Below are 16,165 nucleotides of genomic sequence, written 5' to 3'. Positions count from 1 at the left end.
GGGAAGGGGAGGTCGATGGGCGTCGAGGTGGATCGATATGAAGTCGTCGTCGATCTGGGTGGTCTCTCCGGTATTTCGGCGCAGTGGGGGTGGCTGGCGCTCACCGTACTGCTGGGTGGTGTCTGCGTCTGGTGCCTCGTGCGGATTCGTGATGTCGGGCGCAGTGTCGGGGGGCGACTGGGGGTCGCCGTGGTTTTTCTAGTCACGGCGTGGCTTGCCTACACGACATTGAGCGTTGTCACCGAAGCGAAGTGGCAGCGCCAGCGAGATCGGCAGGTGGCCGCGATCACGGCGGAGTCGGGTTACCGACTGGTTCCGGATCGAACACCAGCGGGAAACGGTGCGCTGCTGGACAGCACGGTGTCGGTCGAACACGATGGTGCGCGCAAGACTTGCCTGCTGACGTCGTACCTGCTGCACCCGCGAACCGGCGAGTGGACCACGGGCCCACTCGGTCGGGGAAACAGCTCCGACACCGCCAAGGTGGTCCTGTCCTGCGCTCCGGAGACGCTCGGACCGGTTCCACCGATCACCGCACTTACCTCCTCCCGACCGGCGCCTCCGCCCGGAGCGACGATCATCCCCGGTCCGACGCTGCCGCCCGGGGTGACGTTGCCTGGCGTGACCTTGCCGCCCGACATCACGATCCCTCCCGGGTTCGATCGCCCTGCGGGCTGAGCTGCTCGGGCGGGCTCGATTCAGTCGGTGCTCGAAACGCGGCGAAGTGCTGGTCGATGTTGTGGTTCGGGGGCTTCGTGCGGGCGAGCCGGTGGCGGAGCGCGAAAGCGACGCTGGCGCACCAGAGTCCGACCAGTGGCAGCATGATCGTGAAGAGCCGTACTGTCGTCGACGCGCGGCCGCCCCCGGGGACGAACACGGTGTCCGATGCGCCGACGTCTATTGTTCGATGGCGCGATCCGAGGTCGAAGGAACGGAAGTCGCCCCCCGCGACGTGGATTCGATCGCGACCCGGGCCGCCGTCGTCGGGGACGAAATCACCCCACGTGATGCACAGATCGGGTCGACAGGCCCGTTCGGTCATTGTCCAGGTTCCGAGTCGTCCGTCGCCGGTGTGTGCCGCCCACGCGTCCGGTACGTCGAGTGACAGCGGGATCAGGAAGATCAGCATCGTGGGTCCGATTCCGTGCAACCACAGCTTCCGTGCCTTCGCTGTCACCCGGCGCATTGTCCCCACGCGAACATCCTGGCATCTCACCGGAACCGGTTGTCGATGTCGCGGGGGAATTCAGTCCGAGACCCGTCCCACCTTCACCGCACCTGCGGCGCCACCTTCGTCCCCAGCAGTTCGATGCTGTGCAGCACCTGCTCGGGCGGCAGGGTGCCCACGCTGGTGTGGAGCATGAAGCGGGCGAGGTCGAGGGTGTCGCGGACTTCGGCGATCTTGGTGGCGACGTAGTCGGGGGTGCCGACGAACAGGGAGCCGGGTTGGGAGCGCAATCCGTCGAACTGTTCGCGGGTCATGGGCCCCCAGCCGCGTTCGCGGCCGATGACCGACATGGCCATGGCGTAGGGCTCGTAGAAGTCGGCGACCGCTTGGGCTTCGGTGTCGGCGACGTAGCCGTGGGCGTGGACCGCCACGGGCTGGGGTTCGTGGCCGCCTTCGGTGAGGGCGCGGTGGTAGAGGTCGACCAGTGGTTTGAAGCGGGCGGGTTCGCCGCCGATGATCGCGATGGCGAGGGGGAGGCCGAGGAGGCCGGCGCGGATCACCGATTCGGGGCTGCCGCCGACGGCGATCCAGACGGGGAGGGGGCGGTTGTCGGTGCGCGGGTAGACCGTGGCGTTCTGTAGCGGTGCCCGGAATCGGCCGGACCAAGTGACCGGCTCTTCCTCGCGCAACCGCAGCAGCAGCGCCAGTTTCTCCTCGAACAGGGCGTCGTAGTCGGACAGGTCGTAGCCGAACAGCGGGAACGATTCGGTGAACGATCCGCGCCCGGCCATCAGCTCCGCGCGGCCGTTGGACAGGCCGTCGAGGGTGGCGAAATCCTGGTACACCCGGACCGGATCGTCGGAGCTGAGCACGGTGACGGCGCTGGTCAAGTGGATGCGCTCGGTCCGGGCGGCAGCGGCGGCGAGGACGACGGCGGGGGAGGAGGCGGCGAAATCGCGTCGGTGGTGTTCGCCGACGCCGTACACGTCGAGCCCGGCGGCCTCGGTGGCCACGGCCTCGTCGACCACCTGGCGTAAACGCACGGCGGCCGTCGGTGCGGGCAAGGAGCCGGTGGGGTACAGCTCGGCGAAGGTCGTGAGCCCCAGTTCCATGTGAACCTCTCTTCGGGATGCAGTCCCCTGGTAAACGGACCGCAGTCCGATAACATTCCCGAGTTATGGGTGGATGCGGATTATCTATGACAAAACTATAGTGAGCGCTATGACCGCCCTGGCGACGACGCGCACCGAACCCGACCTGTCCTTCCTGCTCGACCGCACCAGCCACGTCCTGCGCACGCAGATGGCGGCGGCGCTGGCCGAGGTCGGGCTGACGGCGCGGATGCACTGCGTGCTGGTCCACGCGCTGGAGGCCGAGCGCACGCAGGCGCAGCTCGCCGAACTCGGCGACATGGACAAGACCACGATGGTCGTCACCGTCGACGCGCTGGAGAAGGCGGGGCTGGCCGAACGGAAACCGTCGAGCACCGACCGTCGCGCGCGCATCATCTCGGTCACCCCGGCCGGGGCGGAACTGGCCGCGCGCAGCACCGACATCGTCGATGGCGTCCATCGTGCGGCACTCGGTTCGCTGCCGCGGGCCGAGCGTGAATCCCTCTTGCGCGCACTGGATCTCCTGGTCGCGGGGCATTTGTCGACGGTGGTGGAGGCCGCGCCCGCGCGTCGCGCCAGGCAATAGTCCGTTATAGATTGTCTGTTACGGAACTATCTAGTACGGTCACTCTTGTTCGCCCAACGCAGGAGATGACCCATGACGAAGTCCCAACGCATCGCCCTCGCGGTGCTGTCGGCAGCGATGCTGATGACGATCCTCGACGGCAGCATCGTCACCGTCGCCATGCCGACGATCCAGCACGACCTCGGCTTCTCACCCGCCGGACTGAGCTGGACCGTGAACGCCTACCTGATCGCCTTCGGCGGTCTGCTCCTGCTGGCCGGGCGCCTCGGTGACCTGATCGGCCGCAAGACGATGTTCGTCACCGGCACTGTCGTCTTCACCGCCGCCTCGGTGCTGGCCGGTGTGGCCACCACCCCCGGCGTGCTCGTCGCGGCCCGGTTCCTCCAGGGTGTCGGCAGCGCGATCGCCGCCTCGGTGGTGCTCGGCATCCTGGTGACGATCTTCACCGAGCCACGCCAACGGGCCACGGCCATCGGCGTTTTCAGCTTCACCGGGGCCGCGGGCGCCTCGATCGGGCAGGTGCTCGGCGGCGTGCTCACCGACGCGCTGAGCTGGCACTGGATCTTCCTGATCAATGTGCCGATCGGCGTGGTGACCGTGCTCGTCGCGCTGCGGGCGCTGCCCGACGACCGTGGCCTCGGCTGGTCCGCCGGGGCCGATGTGCTGGGCGCCGCCCTGGTCACCGCCGGTCTGATGCTCGGCATCTACACCGTCGTCGAAGTCGAACGCTACGGCTGGGTCTCCGCGCACACCCTCGGTCTCGGCGCACTGGCCGCCGCACTGCTGGTCGCCTTCGTGATCCGACAGGCCACCGCGACCAACCCCCTGCTACCGCTGCGAATCCTGCGCTCTCGCAATGTCGCCGGCGCCAATGTGGTCCAGATGCTCACGCTCGGAGCCATGTTCGCCTTCCAGGTCATCGTCGCGCTCTACCTGCAGAAAGTGTTGGGCTACAACGCCTTGCAGACCGGTTTGGCGATGCTGCCCGCCGCCCTCGCCATCGGTGGGGTGTCGCTGTTCGCCTCCGCGCGGTTGATCACCCGGTTCGGTGAGCGGGCCGTGCTCATCGCCGGTCTGGTGCTGCTGCTGGCCGGAATGTCGTGGCTGACACGGCTTCCCGTGGACGCCGGGTACGTCACCGACGTGCTGCCGGTGATGGTGGCCATCTCGGGCGGCGGACTGGTACTGCCCGCGCTCACCGCGCTGGGCATGTCGGGCGCCGACACCGATGACGCCGGGCTGGCCTCGGGCCTGTTCAACACCACCCAGCAGGTCGGCATGGCGGTCGGCGTGGCGGTCCTGTCCACCCTCGCCGCCGCCCGGACCGGTGCCGAATTGGCGGCGGGCGCCTCCGATGCCACCGCGCTGACCAGCGGTTACCGGCTGGCCTTCACGGTCGCGGCCGGTCTGCTCGCCACGGCGCTCGTCCTGAGCGCCACCGTGCTGCGGCGAGCGGACGAGCCGGTCGCCGAGCCGGTTCCCGCCCGCTGAGTCGCGCGTCGCGGGGAGCCACCCCCGCGGTTCACCCCTCGGGTGGATGTCGGCTCGGCGCTTCGGTGGTGTCCTCGAAGGATGCTGACCGATCGCACGACGTTGACCCAATTCCTCATCGAAGAGCGCCGCCGCCATCCCGGTTCCAGCGGTGAACTCAATTCCCTGATCCTCGACGTCGCGCTGGCCTGCAAGGCGATCTCCAAACGGATCGCCTCGGGCGCGCTGACCGGTGTCCTCGGCGGCGCCGGGGTGGTGAATGTGCAGGGTGAGCAGCAGCAGAAGCTCGACGTGGTCGCCAACGAGGTGTTCCTGCGCGCCAACGAATGGGGCGGCCAGCTCGCGGGCATGGTGTCGGAGGAGCTCGACGACCCGTATCCGATCCCGCCGGAGTATCCGCGCGGCAAGTACCTGCTGGCCTTCGATCCGCTCGACGGCTCGTCCAATATCGACGTGAATGTCGCGGTGGGCAGCATCTTCTCGATCCTGCGCGCCGCGACGCCGGGCGTGGACGCGGTGCCCGCGGACTTTCTGCAACCCGGCACCGAACAGGTTGCCGCCGGATACGCCATCTACGGTCCCGCCACCCAGCTCGTGCTCACCGTCGGCACCGGCGTGCACGCCTTCACCCTCGACCCCGAGCTGGGCGAGTTCTTCCTGACCGGCCAGAACCTGCGCCTGTCCGAGTCGACCTCGGAGTACGCCGTCAACAGCTCCAACCGTCGCTTCTGGGAACCGGCCGTGCGCCGCTACATCGACGAGTGTCTGGCCGGCGCGACCGGTCCGCGCGAGAAGGATTTCAATATGCGCTGGGTGGCGTCGCTGGTGGTCGAGACCCACCGGATCCTCACCAGGGGCGGGGTGTTCCTGTATCCGCGCGACACCAAGGACCCGGCCAAGGCGGGCCGGTTGCGCCTGCTCTACGAGGCCAATCCGATCGCGTTCCTGATCGAACAGGCCGGTGGTCTCGCCTCGACCGGCCGCGAGCGGATCCTCGACATCACCCCCACCGAGCTGCATCAGCGGATCGCGTTCGTCTTCGGTTCCCGCGAGGAGGTGGCCCGGATCGTGGCCTATCACGCGGAGTCGGCCGAGGAACCCGACGGCGGCTGGTCGCCGCTGTTCGGTCTGCGCGGTCTCTACCGTTCCACCACCTAGGAGGAGTTCCATGTCCGTCAAGCACCCCGTCGTCGCCATCACCGGATCCTCCGGTGCCGGAACAACTTCGGTGATGCGCACGTTCGATCAGATCTTCCGCCGGGAAGGCATCGATGCCGCGTATGTCGAGGGCGACAGCTTCCACAAGTTCGACCGGGCAGGCATGAAGGAGGAACTGGTGCGGGCGCTGACCGACGGCGACCACACCTTCAGCCATTTCGGGCCGGAGGCGAACCTGTTCGAGGAGCTGGAGAAACTGTTCCGTGGTTACGGCGAGACCGGGACGGGTCGGGTACGAAAGTACCTGCACGACAAGGAGGAAGCGGCACCGTACGACCAGGAGCCGGGCACCTTCACCCCGTGGGAGGAGATCCGGCCCGGTACCGACATGCTGTTCTACGAGGGCCTGCACGGCGCGGTGGCCAACGAGCGGGTCGATGTCGCCCAGTACGCGGACCTGCTGATCGGCGTGGTGCCGGTGATCAACCTCGAGTGGACCCAGAAGTTGCACCGCGACAAGGCCAAACGCGGCTACTCCACCGAGGCGGTCACCGAGACCATCCTGCGCCGCATGCACGACTACGTGAACTTCATGTGCCCGCAATTCTCCCGCACGCACGTGAACTTCCAGCGAGTGCCGGTGGTCGACACCTCGAATCCCTTTACCGCACGTACGATTCCGACCCCGGACGAGTCGATGCTGGTGATCCGGTTCGCCGATCCGCACGGCATCGACTTCCCGTATCTGCTGTCGATGCTGCACGACTCGTTCATGTCCCGCCCGAACACGATCGTGTGTCCGGGCGGGAAGATGGACCTGGCCATGCAGTTGATCTTCACACCGATGCTGTTGCGGCTCATGGAGCGCAGCGGACGGCACCGCTGAGAACGGCGACCACCTCACCCGAGGTGGTCGTCGAACCAGGCCACCAGTTCCGGGTCGTCGAGGCCGTCGGCCACGAGGACAGCCGCGGACAGGTCGTCGGTGCGGGTGTAGGCGTTCTGCGCGGCCACGCACCGCAGTCCCGCGGCCACCGCGGAGCGCACCCCGTTGGCCGAATCCTCCACGGCCACCGCCTCTTCCGCTGCCAGTCCGGTCTGGATCAGCACGTCCAGATACACCGCCGGGCTCGGTTTCAGCACGGGCACTTCGGTTCCGGTGGTGACCGTGTCGAACGGGTCACCGAACGCGTGCCGCAACAGCGGCTCCACCCAGGCCCGCGTGCCGGTGGTCGCGACGTGCAGCGCGATCCCGCGCGCCCGGAGGCGTTCGATCAGTTCCCGCGCGCCCGGCCGGGCCCTGATCCGCCCCTCGGCGGCCATCTGCGCCATGATTCTGGTCTTGCCGCGGTGCAGGTGTCGGGCCAGGTCACGTGCCTGCCCGGCGCTCATGCCGTGCTGCTCGAACCAGTACGCCAGCCGCTGCGCGCCCCCGGCGACCTTCAGCAGCGTGCCGTACTCGTCGACCTCCCACCGGTCGGGCAGCCCCGCCTCGGCGAAGGCGGCGTTGAAGGCGACCCGGTGGCCGTCGCGTTCGCTGTCGACCAGGGTGCCGTCGACGTCGAAGATCACCGCGCGCAGCCGAGTCATGGTGCACCGTGCAAATATTCGCGGATCCGGGCGAGCGCGGCCGCGACGGTGAAGCCGTGGTGGGCCATGACCTCGTCGCCGGGACCGCTGTGCCCGAATCCGTCGATACCGATCGCCAGGTCGACCGCGGCCTTCCAGCCGGCCGTGCTGCCGGCCTCGATGCTGATCGTGTGCACCGAGGGATCGGGGGTGAACCGAGTTCGGTCCAATGCCGAGATCACCCGCACGTCGTATCCCTGCGCCCGCAGCTGTTCGGCGACCGCCACCGCCAACGCGACTTCCGAACCGGTGGCGACGATTTCGATGGCTCGTGCGACGGCGACCGAGGCGCGTGGGGTTCCGTCCGGCTCCATCGGCCCCGAGTGGTCGTCGAGCGAGGGTGTCGCGAGAGTGGCGGGCCACGATTCGCCGACCCTGTCGGACGTGATGTTCAGCTGGGGGAGTGCCTGTCGCGACAGGATCAGTGCGGTCGGGCCGTCGATGCGGGTCAGCGCCAGCTCCCACGCGAGCGCGGTCTCCGCGTCATCGGCGGGCCGCAACACCTGCAACCCCGGGATCAGGCGCAGCGACTCGACCTGTTCCACCGGTTGATGCGTCGGTCCGTCCTCGCCGACCGCGATCGAATCATGGGTCAGCACATAGATCACCGGCTGGCGCATCAGCGCCGACAGACGCAGGGCCGGCCGCAGGTAGTCGGCGAACACCAGGAAGGTGGAGCCGAACACCCGGAACCCGCCGTGCAGGCTCATGCCGTTCAGGATGGCGGCCATCCCGAACTCGCGGATGCCGAAAGCGATGGCGCTGCGGGAGAAGTCCTCGCGCGTCACCACCTCGCCGCAGGAGGTTCCGGTCGATCCGGCGAGATCGGCCGAGCCGCCGACCAATTCGGGCATCGTCGCCAGCGCGGCGGTCAAACAGGCCTGCGAGGACTGCCGGGTCGCGCGCGGGGCCTGGGCGACAACGGATTCCAGCGCCGCCGCCAGCGCCGAGGGCAGCAGGCGCGCACGGGTGCGGCGGAACTCCGCGGCCCGATCGGGCGACTGCGCGTCGAACCTCGCGAACTCGTCGAGCCAGGTCGTGTGCTGCTCGGCGCCGAGTTCGGCCAGCACCGCACACGTCGCCGCGACCTCGTCCGGCACGGTGAACGGTGGAAGTGTCCATCCGGCAAGGGCTTTGGCTTGCGCCAACTGTTCGGCTCCCAGGGGCGCCCCGTGCGCCTTCGAGGTTCCCGCGACACCGGGCGCCCCGTGCCCGATCACCGTGCGAACGGCCAGAAAGCTCGGCCGCGCATCATCTTTCGCCCGGTTCAGTGCGGCATCGATCGCCGCGATGTCGGTTCCGTCGGCCACCACCTCGGTATGCCACCCGTAGGCCGCGAACCGGGCCACCTGATCGTCACTACACGAGCGCCCGACCGCGCCGTCGATGGTGATCTCGTTGTCGTCCCACAGCACGATCAACCCGCCGAGCCCCAGATGCCCGGCGAACGAGGCGACTTCGTGGCTGACCCCCTCCATCAGGCACCCGTCGCCGACGATCGCGTAGGTGCGATGCCCGGTCACCTCGGGATAGCGGGCCGCGCTCATCCGCTCGGCCAGCGCCATCCCCACCGCCATCGCCAACCCCTGACCCAGCGGCCCGGTGGTGCACTCCACGCCGGGCGTGTCACCGAATTCGGGATGCCCCGGTGTGGCCGACCCGCACTGCCGGAACCGCCGCAACTGCGCGACGGGCAGGTCGTAGCCGAACAGATGCAGCAGCCCGTAGAGCAGCGCCGATCCGTGCCCGGCCGACAGCACGAACCGGTCCCGATCGGCCCAGTCCGGATCGGCCGGATCGTGGCGCAGGTGCCGGCTCCACAGCGTCCACGCCATCGGCGCCGCCCCCATCGGCATCCCGGGGTGGCCGGACCGGGCGGCCTCCACCATGTCGGCCGCGAGGAAGCGCAGGGTGTCGACCGCGAGCTGGTCGGTGTCGGCGGACGGCACGAAAGCCGGTCGGAGAACCTCGGTCATCGGACGGCCTCGCCGGTCAGCGCGGCGTCGCGAAGTCGTTTCACCGCAGCGGCTTTGCCCTCCGGGTAGCCGTACATCCACGACCCGGAGATGAACACGTCCGCACCCGCCGCGGCGGCCCCGCCGATGGTGTCGGCGGTGATCCCGCCGTCCACCTCGAGCTCGATCGCGTAGCCCGACTCGTCGATCAGCCCGCGCAACCGCGCGATCTTCGGTTCGACCGCCGCAATGTAGCGCTGCCCACCGAATCCCGGATTCACCGTCATCGCCAGCACCAGGTCGGTCTCGGCCAGCACGTGCGCCACCGTCTCGGCGGGCGTGTGCGGGTTCAGCGCCACCCCGCTGCGCGCCCCGAGGTCACGGATGCGGGCCATGGTGCGATGCAGGTGCGTGCAGGCTTCGGCGTGCACGATGACGAGTTCGCAACCGGCACTGATGTATTCGGCCAGCATCTGGTCCGGATTCACCACCATCAGGTGCGCCTCGAAGGCGACGGTGCTGTGCGGTCGGGCCGCCGCGATCACGTCCGGGCCGAAGGTGAGGTTGGGGACGAACACCCCGTCCATCACGTCCCACTGGATCCGGTCGACGCCGGCCGCGCACAGCTCCCGCACCTCCGCGCCGAGGCGGGCGAAATCGGCGGGCAGGACCGAGGGCACGATGAGCGGTCCAGGGACTGAAAGTTCCGGCATGGCACGGCCTTTCTGATCGAGTCCGTCCATCGGACCGCACCGGGGAGCGCGGGTATTCCCCCGCCGGGGTGGCGGTCCGGGTGAGATCTCGGCGATGCCCCCGCCGGGTGTTTCCCCGCCGGTAGGGTGAACAGATGCCGGAGTTACCTCCGACCCCGTTGAAGCTTGTGCTCGTCGACGATCACGAGATGGTGCTGCACGGGCTCGACGCCATGCTTGGCCATTTTCCCGACGAGGTCGTGATCGTCGGCCAATCCACCACCGACACCGCCGCTTTGGGCATGGTCGCCGAACACCGACCCGACATCGTGCTCTGCGATGTGCGCATCGGCAAGGCCAGCGGCCTCGACCTGTGCCGCCAGATCACCCTGCAATACCCCGACACCAAGGTCGTGCTGCTCACCGTCTACGACGACGAGCACTACCTCTACCAGGCGTTGCGCGTCGGCGCCTCGGGCTACATCCTCAAACGCGTCGACGGGCGCGAACTCGTCGCGCAGCTGCGGCGGGTCCGCGAGGGCGAGACCGTGGTCGACGCGGCGCTGGCGGGTCGGGTGGCGTTGGCCGCGGCCCGGCTCAGCGCGGGCCAGTTCTGGTCGGGCGCGCATCTCGGGCTCACCCAGCGCGAATCCGAGGTGCTCGGCCTGCTGGTGTCGGGGCACTCCAATCGGGCGGTGGCCAGCAAGCTCGTGGTCAGCGAGGACACGGTGAAAACCCATATCAGGGGGCTGTATCGGAAGCTGCGGGTGTCCGATCGCAGCGGGGCGATCGCGGTGGCGTTGCGCGAGGGGCTGTTCCGGTGAACCCGCTCGGTGCGGTGGTGCCGACGGCGGCCGAGCTCGCCGGGGTGCTCGAGGTCGACGGGGTGCTGCTGTACGCGATCGACGGCCAGGACCTCGGCATCGTCGACCTGTGGCCGGCGCACCCCTCGGCGGGGTCGCTGCGGTTGCAGGTGGGGTTCGGGGTGACCGGGTTGGTCGCGCGCACGCGCAAACCGGTGCTGCTGGAATCGGATTCTCCCCGAAACGCGCTGCACCGCAGGCTCTTACGTCTGGAGCCACAGCAGACGATCGCGCGAATGTGTTTACCGCTGCCGGGACTCGAGGGTGATGTGGTGGGTGTACTGGCCGTGCACCGCGACCCGCGCACCCCGTTCGGACCGGCCGACCTCGAGCGCGCGCAACAGTACGCCGGGGTACTCGGGCTGTGGTTGCACGCGCAACGGCTGTTCCGCACGGTCAACCGGCAGCGCAGCGAACGAGATCGCCTGGTGGAGAAGGCGATCACCGCGCAGGAGGCCGAACGTCGCCGCATCGCCTTCGACCTGCACGACGGGGTCACCACCGCGCTGGCCTCGATGTCGTTCCACCTGTCCGCCGCCGACCTCACCGTGTCCGAACTGGTCGCCCACGTCGACGTGACCGACGAGGCCAGCCTGCGCGATCTCGCCCGCGCCCGCGCCGAACTCGTCAGCGCGCGCGAGCTGGCCGATTTCGCCTACAACGAGACCAGGGCGGCGATCTCGGGCCTGCACAGTCTCGTCCTCGACGATCTGGGTCTGGTCGCCGCCATCGAATCGCTGGTGCGCACGGTCAGCGGCGACGGGGCGCCGGAGATCGAACTCCTCGTCGACCCCGACGCCGCCATCGACGACATCCCCGACCACGCCGCCGCGACCCTCTACCGCATCGCCCAGGAGTCGCTGGCCAACGCGGTGAAACACGCTGGGGCGCAACGGATCGTCGTGTCCCTGCGCCGGGCCGGGGACTCGGTGATCCTCGGCTGTTCCGATGACGGTGAGGGTTTCGACCCCGCCCTGCACCGCGCCAACCGGGCCGCGGACATCGACGGTGAACAGCACTTCGGCCTGACCTCGATCGCCGAACGCTGCGCCATTATCGAAGCGTCGCTGCGGGTGGAGTCCATGCTGGGACGCGGGACGACCGTGCTGGTCGAACTGCCGCTGCGGTAGTCGGCGCGTGGGGGATGTTCCCCCAGTGCCCCTAACTCCGATCGGCGGTCCCCTAATTGCTGTTCGTGGGCGTGACCTGCGCGGAGAGCCGGTCCTACGCTGGTCGAGACGACGGACACCGATCACCGAGCGACCTGGCGAAGGGGTAGGCAGATGGCTGGTTCGAGGACCCCGACGTGGGACGACACGGCCCGGGGTTGGCAGGTCGACATCGTCGACGAAGCCATCCCCGGTGCGGCCGGGACGCAATCCGTGCTGCGCGTGCGGCCGCCCAGCGACTTCGTCGCCCGACTGTTCGGCTACGCGGACGCGGCCTGAGCGGCGGTGGCGCAGTTACCCAGCAGGACATCCTGGGCGGCGACGATGTCGGTCGGCGCGTTCGCCCAGGTGCGCAGTGCGGCGCTCACGAGAGCGCGGCCGAAGGAGAACGTCACCGACCACGGCCGCCCGTCGATGGCGGCCAGTGCGGTCAGGTACTCGCACACCCGCGCGGTCGGATGCCCACCCGAGAGGAACGCGATGCCCGGTACCTCGGCGGGCACGTACTCGCGTAGCACCGCGACGGTGGCCGCCGCGGCCTCGGCGGGGGAGGCGGGCGCGGCATCGAGACCCGGGGTCACGAAGTTCGGCTTCAGCACGATTGCGGACAGGTCGACACCGGCGTCGATCAGCTCGGCGAACAGCGCGCTCAGGGCCAGCGCGGAAGCCTTCGCCGACGCGTCGATCCCGTGCGTGCCCGCGCACAGCACCTCGGGTTCCACGATCGGCACGATCCCGTGCTGCTGGCACAGCGCGGCGTAGCGGGCGAGCGCCTGCCCGTTGGCACCGGCGGAGTACGGCGTGATGGTGTCCACGTCGAATACCGCCCGCCATTTGGCGAAGGCCGCGCCGCGGTCGGCGTAGGCGGCCAGTCGCGCGCCGAGTCCGTCGAGCCCCTCGGTGATCAGCGCGCCGCCCTGGCCGGGCAGCGGTGTGGTGCCGGTGTCGACCTTGATGCCGGGCAGGACCCCGAGTTCACGGGCCGCCACCGGGAACGGCCGCCCGTCGGCGAGGTCCTGGCCGAAGGTCTCGTCGCACAGGATGATTCCGCTGATCCACTGCGACAGGCCGTCGGCGGTGAGCAGCAGTTCCCGGTAGTCGCGGCGGGCGGTCGCGCTCGCGGGCACACCCTCGGCTGCCAGGCGCGCGGACATGGTCTTGATCGATTCGTCGGCGGCGAGGACGCCGCGTCCGGCACCGGTCAGCTGCTGGGCGATCTCGGTGAGGGACGTGGCGGGAAGTGTCGTCATGGGCACCAGCATGCGAGGAGCACCACCGGTCGTCCTCACCCCTTCGGGCGAGAGGGGGTGTGAAAGGCCGCCGCGCCCACGAGGCCAGGATCGCACAGATGCGCCACGAACATCGTTGTCGCGGAAGTGGGTTCGGCGCTCGTGCACACGTGCCACGGTCGGTCCAGCGGTGTGCCGGGCACGTCGTAGGCGACCAGTTCCCCCGAGGCCAGGGGTTCGCGTGCCGCCTCCTCGTGCACCAGCGTCACCCCGAGCCCTTCGCGCGCGGCCGCCACCGCCGCCCCCGAGGTTCCCAGGGTGAGCAGGGGCGGTGCGGCCTGGAGTCGACTCAGGAGCGACAGCGTCGTGTCCCTGGTGCCCGAGCCGACTCCGGTGAGCAACCACGGCGTGGTCAGCGGGTCCTCGACCAGCCCGGGACGCCCCACCAGCAGCAGCCGGTTCGCCCGCCGTGCCGCGATGACCAGCCCGGACCCACTGGGCGGACGCCCGGCCAAGGCGATGTCGAAGGTGTGATCGGCGGCGCGCGCGAACAACTCACCGCGCGTGAGCACCGACAGCGACAACTCGACCTGCGGATGCGCCCGCGCGAACGAGGCCATCAACAACGGCAGCACGTACTCACTCGCCGTGGCCACCGCCCCGATCCGCACCCGGCCCCGATCGGCGTCGTGCACCGCGCCGGCCGCCTCGGCGAGCAACCCGAGCAGTTTGCGCACGTACCCGGCGAAGATCTCCCCCGAATCCGTCGCCACGATGCCACGTCCCGACTTGCCGAAAAGCCGTGTCCCCAAAGCCTCTTCGAGCGCGGTGAGCGCCGCCGACACCGCGGGCGGCGTGACGTGCAGCGATTCGGCGGCCGCGCGCACACTCCCGGACTCGTAGACGGCGAGAAACGTGCGCAGCCGACCCCAGGTGGCGGCGGCGGGCAGATCGGGACTGGCGAACATTGTTCAAGGATGCCTTAACAATGCTCAGTGAAGATTCCATTGTCGTTGAACAGTCTCCGCCCACACACTGGGAGAGCTCCACCTGGCGTGACCCGAAAGGAACGGCGATGACGACGATCGAGAACGAGGGCCCCACCGTCAAACAGCGATGGGATCCCGGTGTCCAGAGTTACGCCGGAATGGGTTACTGGAACCCGGAATACGTGCCCAAGGACACCGACGTGCTCGCGGTCTTCCGGGTCACCCCGCAGGAGGGCGTCGACCCGATCGAGGCCGCCGCGGCCGTGGCCGGTGAATCCTCCACCGCCACCTGGACCGTCGTGTGGACCGACCGCCTCACCGCCAACAGCCACTACCAGGCCAAGGCGTACCACGTGGACGAGGTCCCGGGCCGGCCCGGCGAGTACTTCGCCTACATCGCCTACGACATCGACCTGTTCGAGGAGGGTTCCATCGCGAACCTGACCTCCTCGATCATCGGCAACGTCTTCGGCTTCAAACCGCTCAAAGCCCTTCGCCTGGAAGACATGCGCATCCCGGTCGCCTACACCAAGACCTTCCAGGGTCCGGCGCACGGCATCGTCATGGAACGGGAGATGCTCAACAAGTACGGTCGCCCGCTGCTCGGCGCGACCATCAAACCCAAGCTCGGCCTGTCGGCCCGCAACTACGGGCGCGTGGTCTACGAGGCCTGTCGCGGCGGTCTCGACTTCACCAAGGACGACGAGAACATCAACTCCCAGCCGTTCATGCGCTGGCGTGACCGCTTCCTCTACGCGATGGAGGGGGTGAATCGGGCGATGGCCGAAACCGGCGAGATCAAGGGCCATTACCTCAATGTCACCGCGGGCACCATGGAGGAGATGTACCGGCGGGCCGACTTCGCCAAGGAACTCGGCAGCGTCGTGGTGATGATCGACCTCACCATCGGCTACACGGCGATCCAGTCGATGGCGAACTGGGCTCGGCAGAACGGGGTGCTGCTGCACCTGCACCGGGCCGGTCACTCCACCTACACGCGGCAGAAGACCCACGGCGTGAGCTTCCGGGTGATCGCGAAGTGGTCGCGGCTGATGGGCGTGGACCACGTCCACGCGGGCACCGTCGTCGGCAAGCTCGAGGGCGACCCGGCCACCACGCGCGGCTTCTACGACACCCTGCGCGACAACAACGTTCCGCAGAATCTCGGCAACGGCATCTTCTACGACCAGGACTGGGCCTCGATGCCCGGCGTCATGCCGGTGGCCTCCGGCGGCATCCACGCCGGCCAGATGCACCAGCTGCTCGACCTGTTCGGCGACGACGTGATCCTGCAGTTCGGCGGCGGCACCATCGGCCACCCCTACGGCATCGCCGCCGGCGCCGAAGCGAACCGGGTCGCGCTGGAAGCCGTGGTCAAGGCCCGCAACGAAGGCCGCGACCTGCTCCTGGAAGGCCCCGGCGTGCTGCGCAACGCGGCCAAGCACTGCGCACCCCTGCAGGCCGCCCTCGACACCTGGGGCGAGGTCACCTTCGACTACACCAGCACCGACGCGCCCGACGTGGTGCCCACCCCGGTGCCTTCGATCTGAGGACTGTGATGAAACTTCGCTACGGCACCTTCTCCTACCTGCCCGACCTCACCGACGACGAGATCGCCGCCCAGGTGAAATACGCCCTCGACCACGGGTGGCCGGTCTCGCTCGAATACACCGACGACCCGCACCCGCGCAATGTGTACTGGGAGATGTGGGGGCTGCCGATGTTCGACCTGGCCGAACCCGACGGCGTGCTCGCCCAGCTCAACGACTGCCGGGCCACCTTCCCCCAGCACTACATCCGGCTGCTGGCCTACGACGCGAGCCTGGGCCGCCAGTCCACCGCGATGTCGTTTCTGGTGCAGCGACCCAGTGCGGAGCCGGGCTTCCTGCTCGAACGTGTGGAGGGCCCCGACCGCACCCAGCGGTACTCGGTGAAGTCCTACGCCACCGCGCGCCCGACCGGCGAACGGTACCCGGGCGCGTGAACTGATGGACACACCAAAGGGATTCGGGTTCCATCGACCGTCCACCAACGCGGCGAACACGGTCGTCGACGAGGAGCCGCGCGAGCCGGCCATCCTCGGCGACGACGAGGTACTCGATCTCTCGGCCGACGAGGCCGCGG

At 68.9% G+C, this 16,165-nt stretch carries 17 protein-coding genes; 10 read left to right on the top strand and 7 right to left on the bottom strand.

Annotation, left to right across the window (positions count from 1 at the left end):
* Positions 1-15: 15 nt before the first annotated feature.
* Positions 16-678 (top strand): hypothetical protein, encoded by a 663-nt coding sequence (locus ACFP3H_RS17065; RefSeq protein WP_378606922.1) that lies wholly within the window; start codon positions 16-18, stop codon positions 676-678.
* Here the strand turns inward: ACFP3H_RS17065 and ACFP3H_RS17060 are convergent.
* Together ACFP3H_RS17060 and ACFP3H_RS17055 are read right to left on the bottom strand one after the other, a co-directional pair.
* Complete coding sequence (locus ACFP3H_RS17060; RefSeq protein ID WP_378606919.1) at positions 641-1,129, bottom strand: hypothetical protein; 489 nt, start codon at positions 1,127-1,129, stop codon at positions 641-643. The genes ACFP3H_RS17065 and ACFP3H_RS17060 overlap by 38 nt on opposite strands.
* Before the next feature lie 140 nt (positions 1,130-1,269).
* Positions 1,270-2,280, bottom strand: a complete 1,011-nt coding sequence (locus ACFP3H_RS17055) for an LLM class flavin-dependent oxidoreductase (protein ID WP_378606916.1) — start codon at positions 2,278-2,280, stop codon at positions 1,270-1,272.
* Between the two features lie 109 nt (positions 2,281-2,389).
* Between ACFP3H_RS17055 and ACFP3H_RS17050 the strand changes: the two genes are divergently transcribed.
* The 4 genes from ACFP3H_RS17050 (at position 2,390) to ACFP3H_RS17035 (ending at position 6,401) form a co-directional block, all read left to right on the top strand.
* Positions 2,390-2,866 carry a MarR family winged helix-turn-helix transcriptional regulator gene (locus ACFP3H_RS17050; RefSeq protein WP_378606913.1) on the top strand — a complete coding sequence of 159 codons (477 nt, stop codon included), beginning with the start codon at positions 2,390-2,392 and terminating at the stop codon, positions 2,864-2,866.
* A 72-nt stretch (positions 2,867-2,938) separates the two neighbouring features.
* Positions 2,939-4,357: a DHA2 family efflux MFS transporter permease subunit gene (locus ACFP3H_RS17045; RefSeq protein WP_378606910.1), complete on the top strand. Its 1,419-nt coding sequence runs from the start codon at positions 2,939-2,941 to the stop codon at positions 4,355-4,357.
* A gap of 81 nt (positions 4,358-4,438) precedes the next feature.
* Entirely contained in the window at positions 4,439-5,515 is a 1,077-nt protein-coding gene (locus ACFP3H_RS17040) for a class 1 fructose-bisphosphatase (RefSeq protein WP_378606907.1), read from the top strand.
* Positions 5,516-5,525: 10 nt separating this feature from the next.
* On the top strand, positions 5,526-6,401 hold the full coding sequence (locus ACFP3H_RS17035; RefSeq protein ID WP_378606904.1) for a phosphoribulokinase: 876 nt from the start codon (positions 5,526-5,528) through the stop codon (positions 6,399-6,401).
* 14 nt (positions 6,402-6,415) lie between these two features.
* Here ACFP3H_RS17035 and ACFP3H_RS17030 read toward each other — a convergent pair whose 3' ends face one another.
* From ACFP3H_RS17030 to rpe, 3 genes are read right to left on the bottom strand one after another with little or no spacing between them, the layout of a single operon-like run.
* Positions 6,416-7,105 carry an HAD-IA family hydrolase gene (locus ACFP3H_RS17030; protein WP_378606901.1) on the bottom strand — a complete coding sequence of 230 codons (690 nt, stop codon included), beginning with the start codon at positions 7,103-7,105 and terminating at the stop codon, positions 6,416-6,418.
* A complete protein-coding gene (locus ACFP3H_RS17025) occupies positions 7,102-9,120 on the bottom strand; it encodes a transketolase family protein (protein WP_378606898.1) in 2,019 nt (672 codons plus the stop codon). The genes ACFP3H_RS17030 and ACFP3H_RS17025 overlap by 4 nt, the downstream gene beginning before the upstream one ends.
* Positions 9,117-9,812: a ribulose-phosphate 3-epimerase gene (gene rpe / locus ACFP3H_RS17020; protein ID WP_378606895.1), complete on the bottom strand. Its 696-nt coding sequence runs from the start codon at positions 9,810-9,812 to the stop codon at positions 9,117-9,119. Before rpe ends, ACFP3H_RS17025 begins: the two co-directional genes overlap by 4 nt.
* 134 nt (positions 9,813-9,946) lie before the next feature.
* Here rpe and ACFP3H_RS17015 point away from each other — a divergent pair, with 134 nt between their 5' ends.
* The 3 genes from ACFP3H_RS17015 (at position 9,947) to ACFP3H_RS17005 (ending at position 12,102) form a co-directional block, all read left to right on the top strand.
* A complete protein-coding gene (locus tag ACFP3H_RS17015) occupies positions 9,947-10,615 on the top strand; it encodes a response regulator (RefSeq protein ID WP_378606892.1) in 669 nt (222 codons plus the stop codon).
* Positions 10,612-11,784 (top strand): GAF domain-containing sensor histidine kinase, encoded by a 1,173-nt coding sequence (locus ACFP3H_RS17010; protein ID WP_378606889.1) that lies wholly within the window; start codon positions 10,612-10,614, stop codon positions 11,782-11,784. Before ACFP3H_RS17015 ends, ACFP3H_RS17010 begins: the two co-directional genes overlap by 4 nt.
* A 153-nt stretch (positions 11,785-11,937) precedes the next feature.
* Positions 11,938-12,102 (top strand): hypothetical protein, encoded by a 165-nt coding sequence (locus tag ACFP3H_RS17005; RefSeq protein WP_378606886.1) that lies wholly within the window; start codon positions 11,938-11,940, stop codon positions 12,100-12,102.
* Here ACFP3H_RS17005 and ACFP3H_RS17000 read toward each other — a convergent pair.
* The gene (locus tag ACFP3H_RS17000) at positions 12,084-13,073 is read right to left on the bottom strand and encodes a class I fructose-bisphosphate aldolase (RefSeq protein WP_378606883.1); all 990 of its coding nucleotides are present in this window, start codon (positions 13,071-13,073) and stop codon (positions 12,084-12,086) included. The genes ACFP3H_RS17005 and ACFP3H_RS17000 overlap by 19 nt on opposite strands.
* A gap of 35 nt (positions 13,074-13,108) precedes the next feature.
* On the bottom strand, positions 13,109-14,020 hold the full coding sequence (locus tag ACFP3H_RS16995; protein ID WP_378606880.1) for a LysR family transcriptional regulator: 912 nt from the start codon (positions 14,018-14,020) through the stop codon (positions 13,109-13,111).
* Positions 14,021-14,127: 107 nt separating this feature from the next.
* Between ACFP3H_RS16995 and ACFP3H_RS16990 the strand changes: the two genes are divergently transcribed.
* The gene (locus ACFP3H_RS16990) at positions 14,128-15,591 is read left to right on the top strand and encodes a form I ribulose bisphosphate carboxylase large subunit (protein ID WP_378606877.1); all 1,464 of its coding nucleotides are present in this window, start codon (positions 14,128-14,130) and stop codon (positions 15,589-15,591) included.
* Between the two features lie 8 nt (positions 15,592-15,599).
* Positions 15,600-16,025, top strand: a complete 426-nt coding sequence (locus ACFP3H_RS16985) for a ribulose bisphosphate carboxylase small subunit (protein ID WP_378606874.1) — start codon at positions 15,600-15,602, stop codon at positions 16,023-16,025.
* Positions 16,026-16,165: the final 140 nt, after the last annotated feature.

The sequence above is a fragment of the Nocardia lasii genome (assembly GCF_042658545.1).
Classification (GTDB): Bacteria; Actinomycetota; Actinomycetes; order Mycobacteriales; family Mycobacteriaceae; genus Nocardia; species Nocardia lasii.
This window is presented reverse-complemented; position numbering and strand designations above follow the sequence as displayed.

Coding starts and splice junctions, on each gene's coding strand:
- ACFP3H_RS17065 (WP_378606922.1), top strand. CDS start 16: ATGGGCGTCGAGGTGGATCGATATGAAGTCGTCGTCGATCTGGGTGGT.
- ACFP3H_RS17060 (WP_378606919.1), bottom strand. CDS start 1,129: ATGCTGATCTTCCTGATCCCGCTGTCACTCGACGTACCGGACGCGTGG.
- ACFP3H_RS17055 (WP_378606916.1), bottom strand. CDS start 2,280: ATGGAACTGGGGCTCACGACCTTCGCCGAGCTGTACCCCACCGGCTCC.
- ACFP3H_RS17050 (WP_378606913.1), top strand. CDS start 2,390: ATGACCGCCCTGGCGACGACGCGCACCGAACCCGACCTGTCCTTCCTG.
- ACFP3H_RS17045 (WP_378606910.1), top strand. CDS start 2,939: ATGACGAAGTCCCAACGCATCGCCCTCGCGGTGCTGTCGGCAGCGATG.
- ACFP3H_RS17040 (WP_378606907.1), top strand. CDS start 4,439: ATGCTGACCGATCGCACGACGTTGACCCAATTCCTCATCGAAGAGCGC.
- ACFP3H_RS17035 (WP_378606904.1), top strand. CDS start 5,526: ATGTCCGTCAAGCACCCCGTCGTCGCCATCACCGGATCCTCCGGTGCC.
- ACFP3H_RS17030 (WP_378606901.1), bottom strand. CDS start 7,105: ATGACTCGGCTGCGCGCGGTGATCTTCGACGTCGACGGCACCCTGGTC.
- ACFP3H_RS17025 (WP_378606898.1), bottom strand. CDS start 9,120: ATGACCGAGGTTCTCCGACCGGCTTTCGTGCCGTCCGCCGACACCGAC.
- rpe (WP_378606895.1), bottom strand. CDS start 9,812: ATGCCGGAACTTTCAGTCCCTGGACCGCTCATCGTGCCCTCGGTCCTG.
- ACFP3H_RS17015 (WP_378606892.1), top strand. CDS start 9,947: ATGCCGGAGTTACCTCCGACCCCGTTGAAGCTTGTGCTCGTCGACGAT.
- ACFP3H_RS17005 (WP_378606886.1), top strand. CDS start 11,938: ATGGCTGGTTCGAGGACCCCGACGTGGGACGACACGGCCCGGGGTTGG.
- ACFP3H_RS17000 (WP_378606883.1), bottom strand. CDS start 13,073: ATGACGACACTTCCCGCCACGTCCCTCACCGAGATCGCCCAGCAGCTG.
- ACFP3H_RS16995 (WP_378606880.1), bottom strand. CDS start 14,020: ATGTTCGCCAGTCCCGATCTGCCCGCCGCCGCCACCTGGGGTCGGCTG.
- ACFP3H_RS16990 (WP_378606877.1), top strand. CDS start 14,128: ATGACGACGATCGAGAACGAGGGCCCCACCGTCAAACAGCGATGGGAT.
- ACFP3H_RS16985 (WP_378606874.1), top strand. CDS start 15,600: ATGAAACTTCGCTACGGCACCTTCTCCTACCTGCCCGACCTCACCGAC.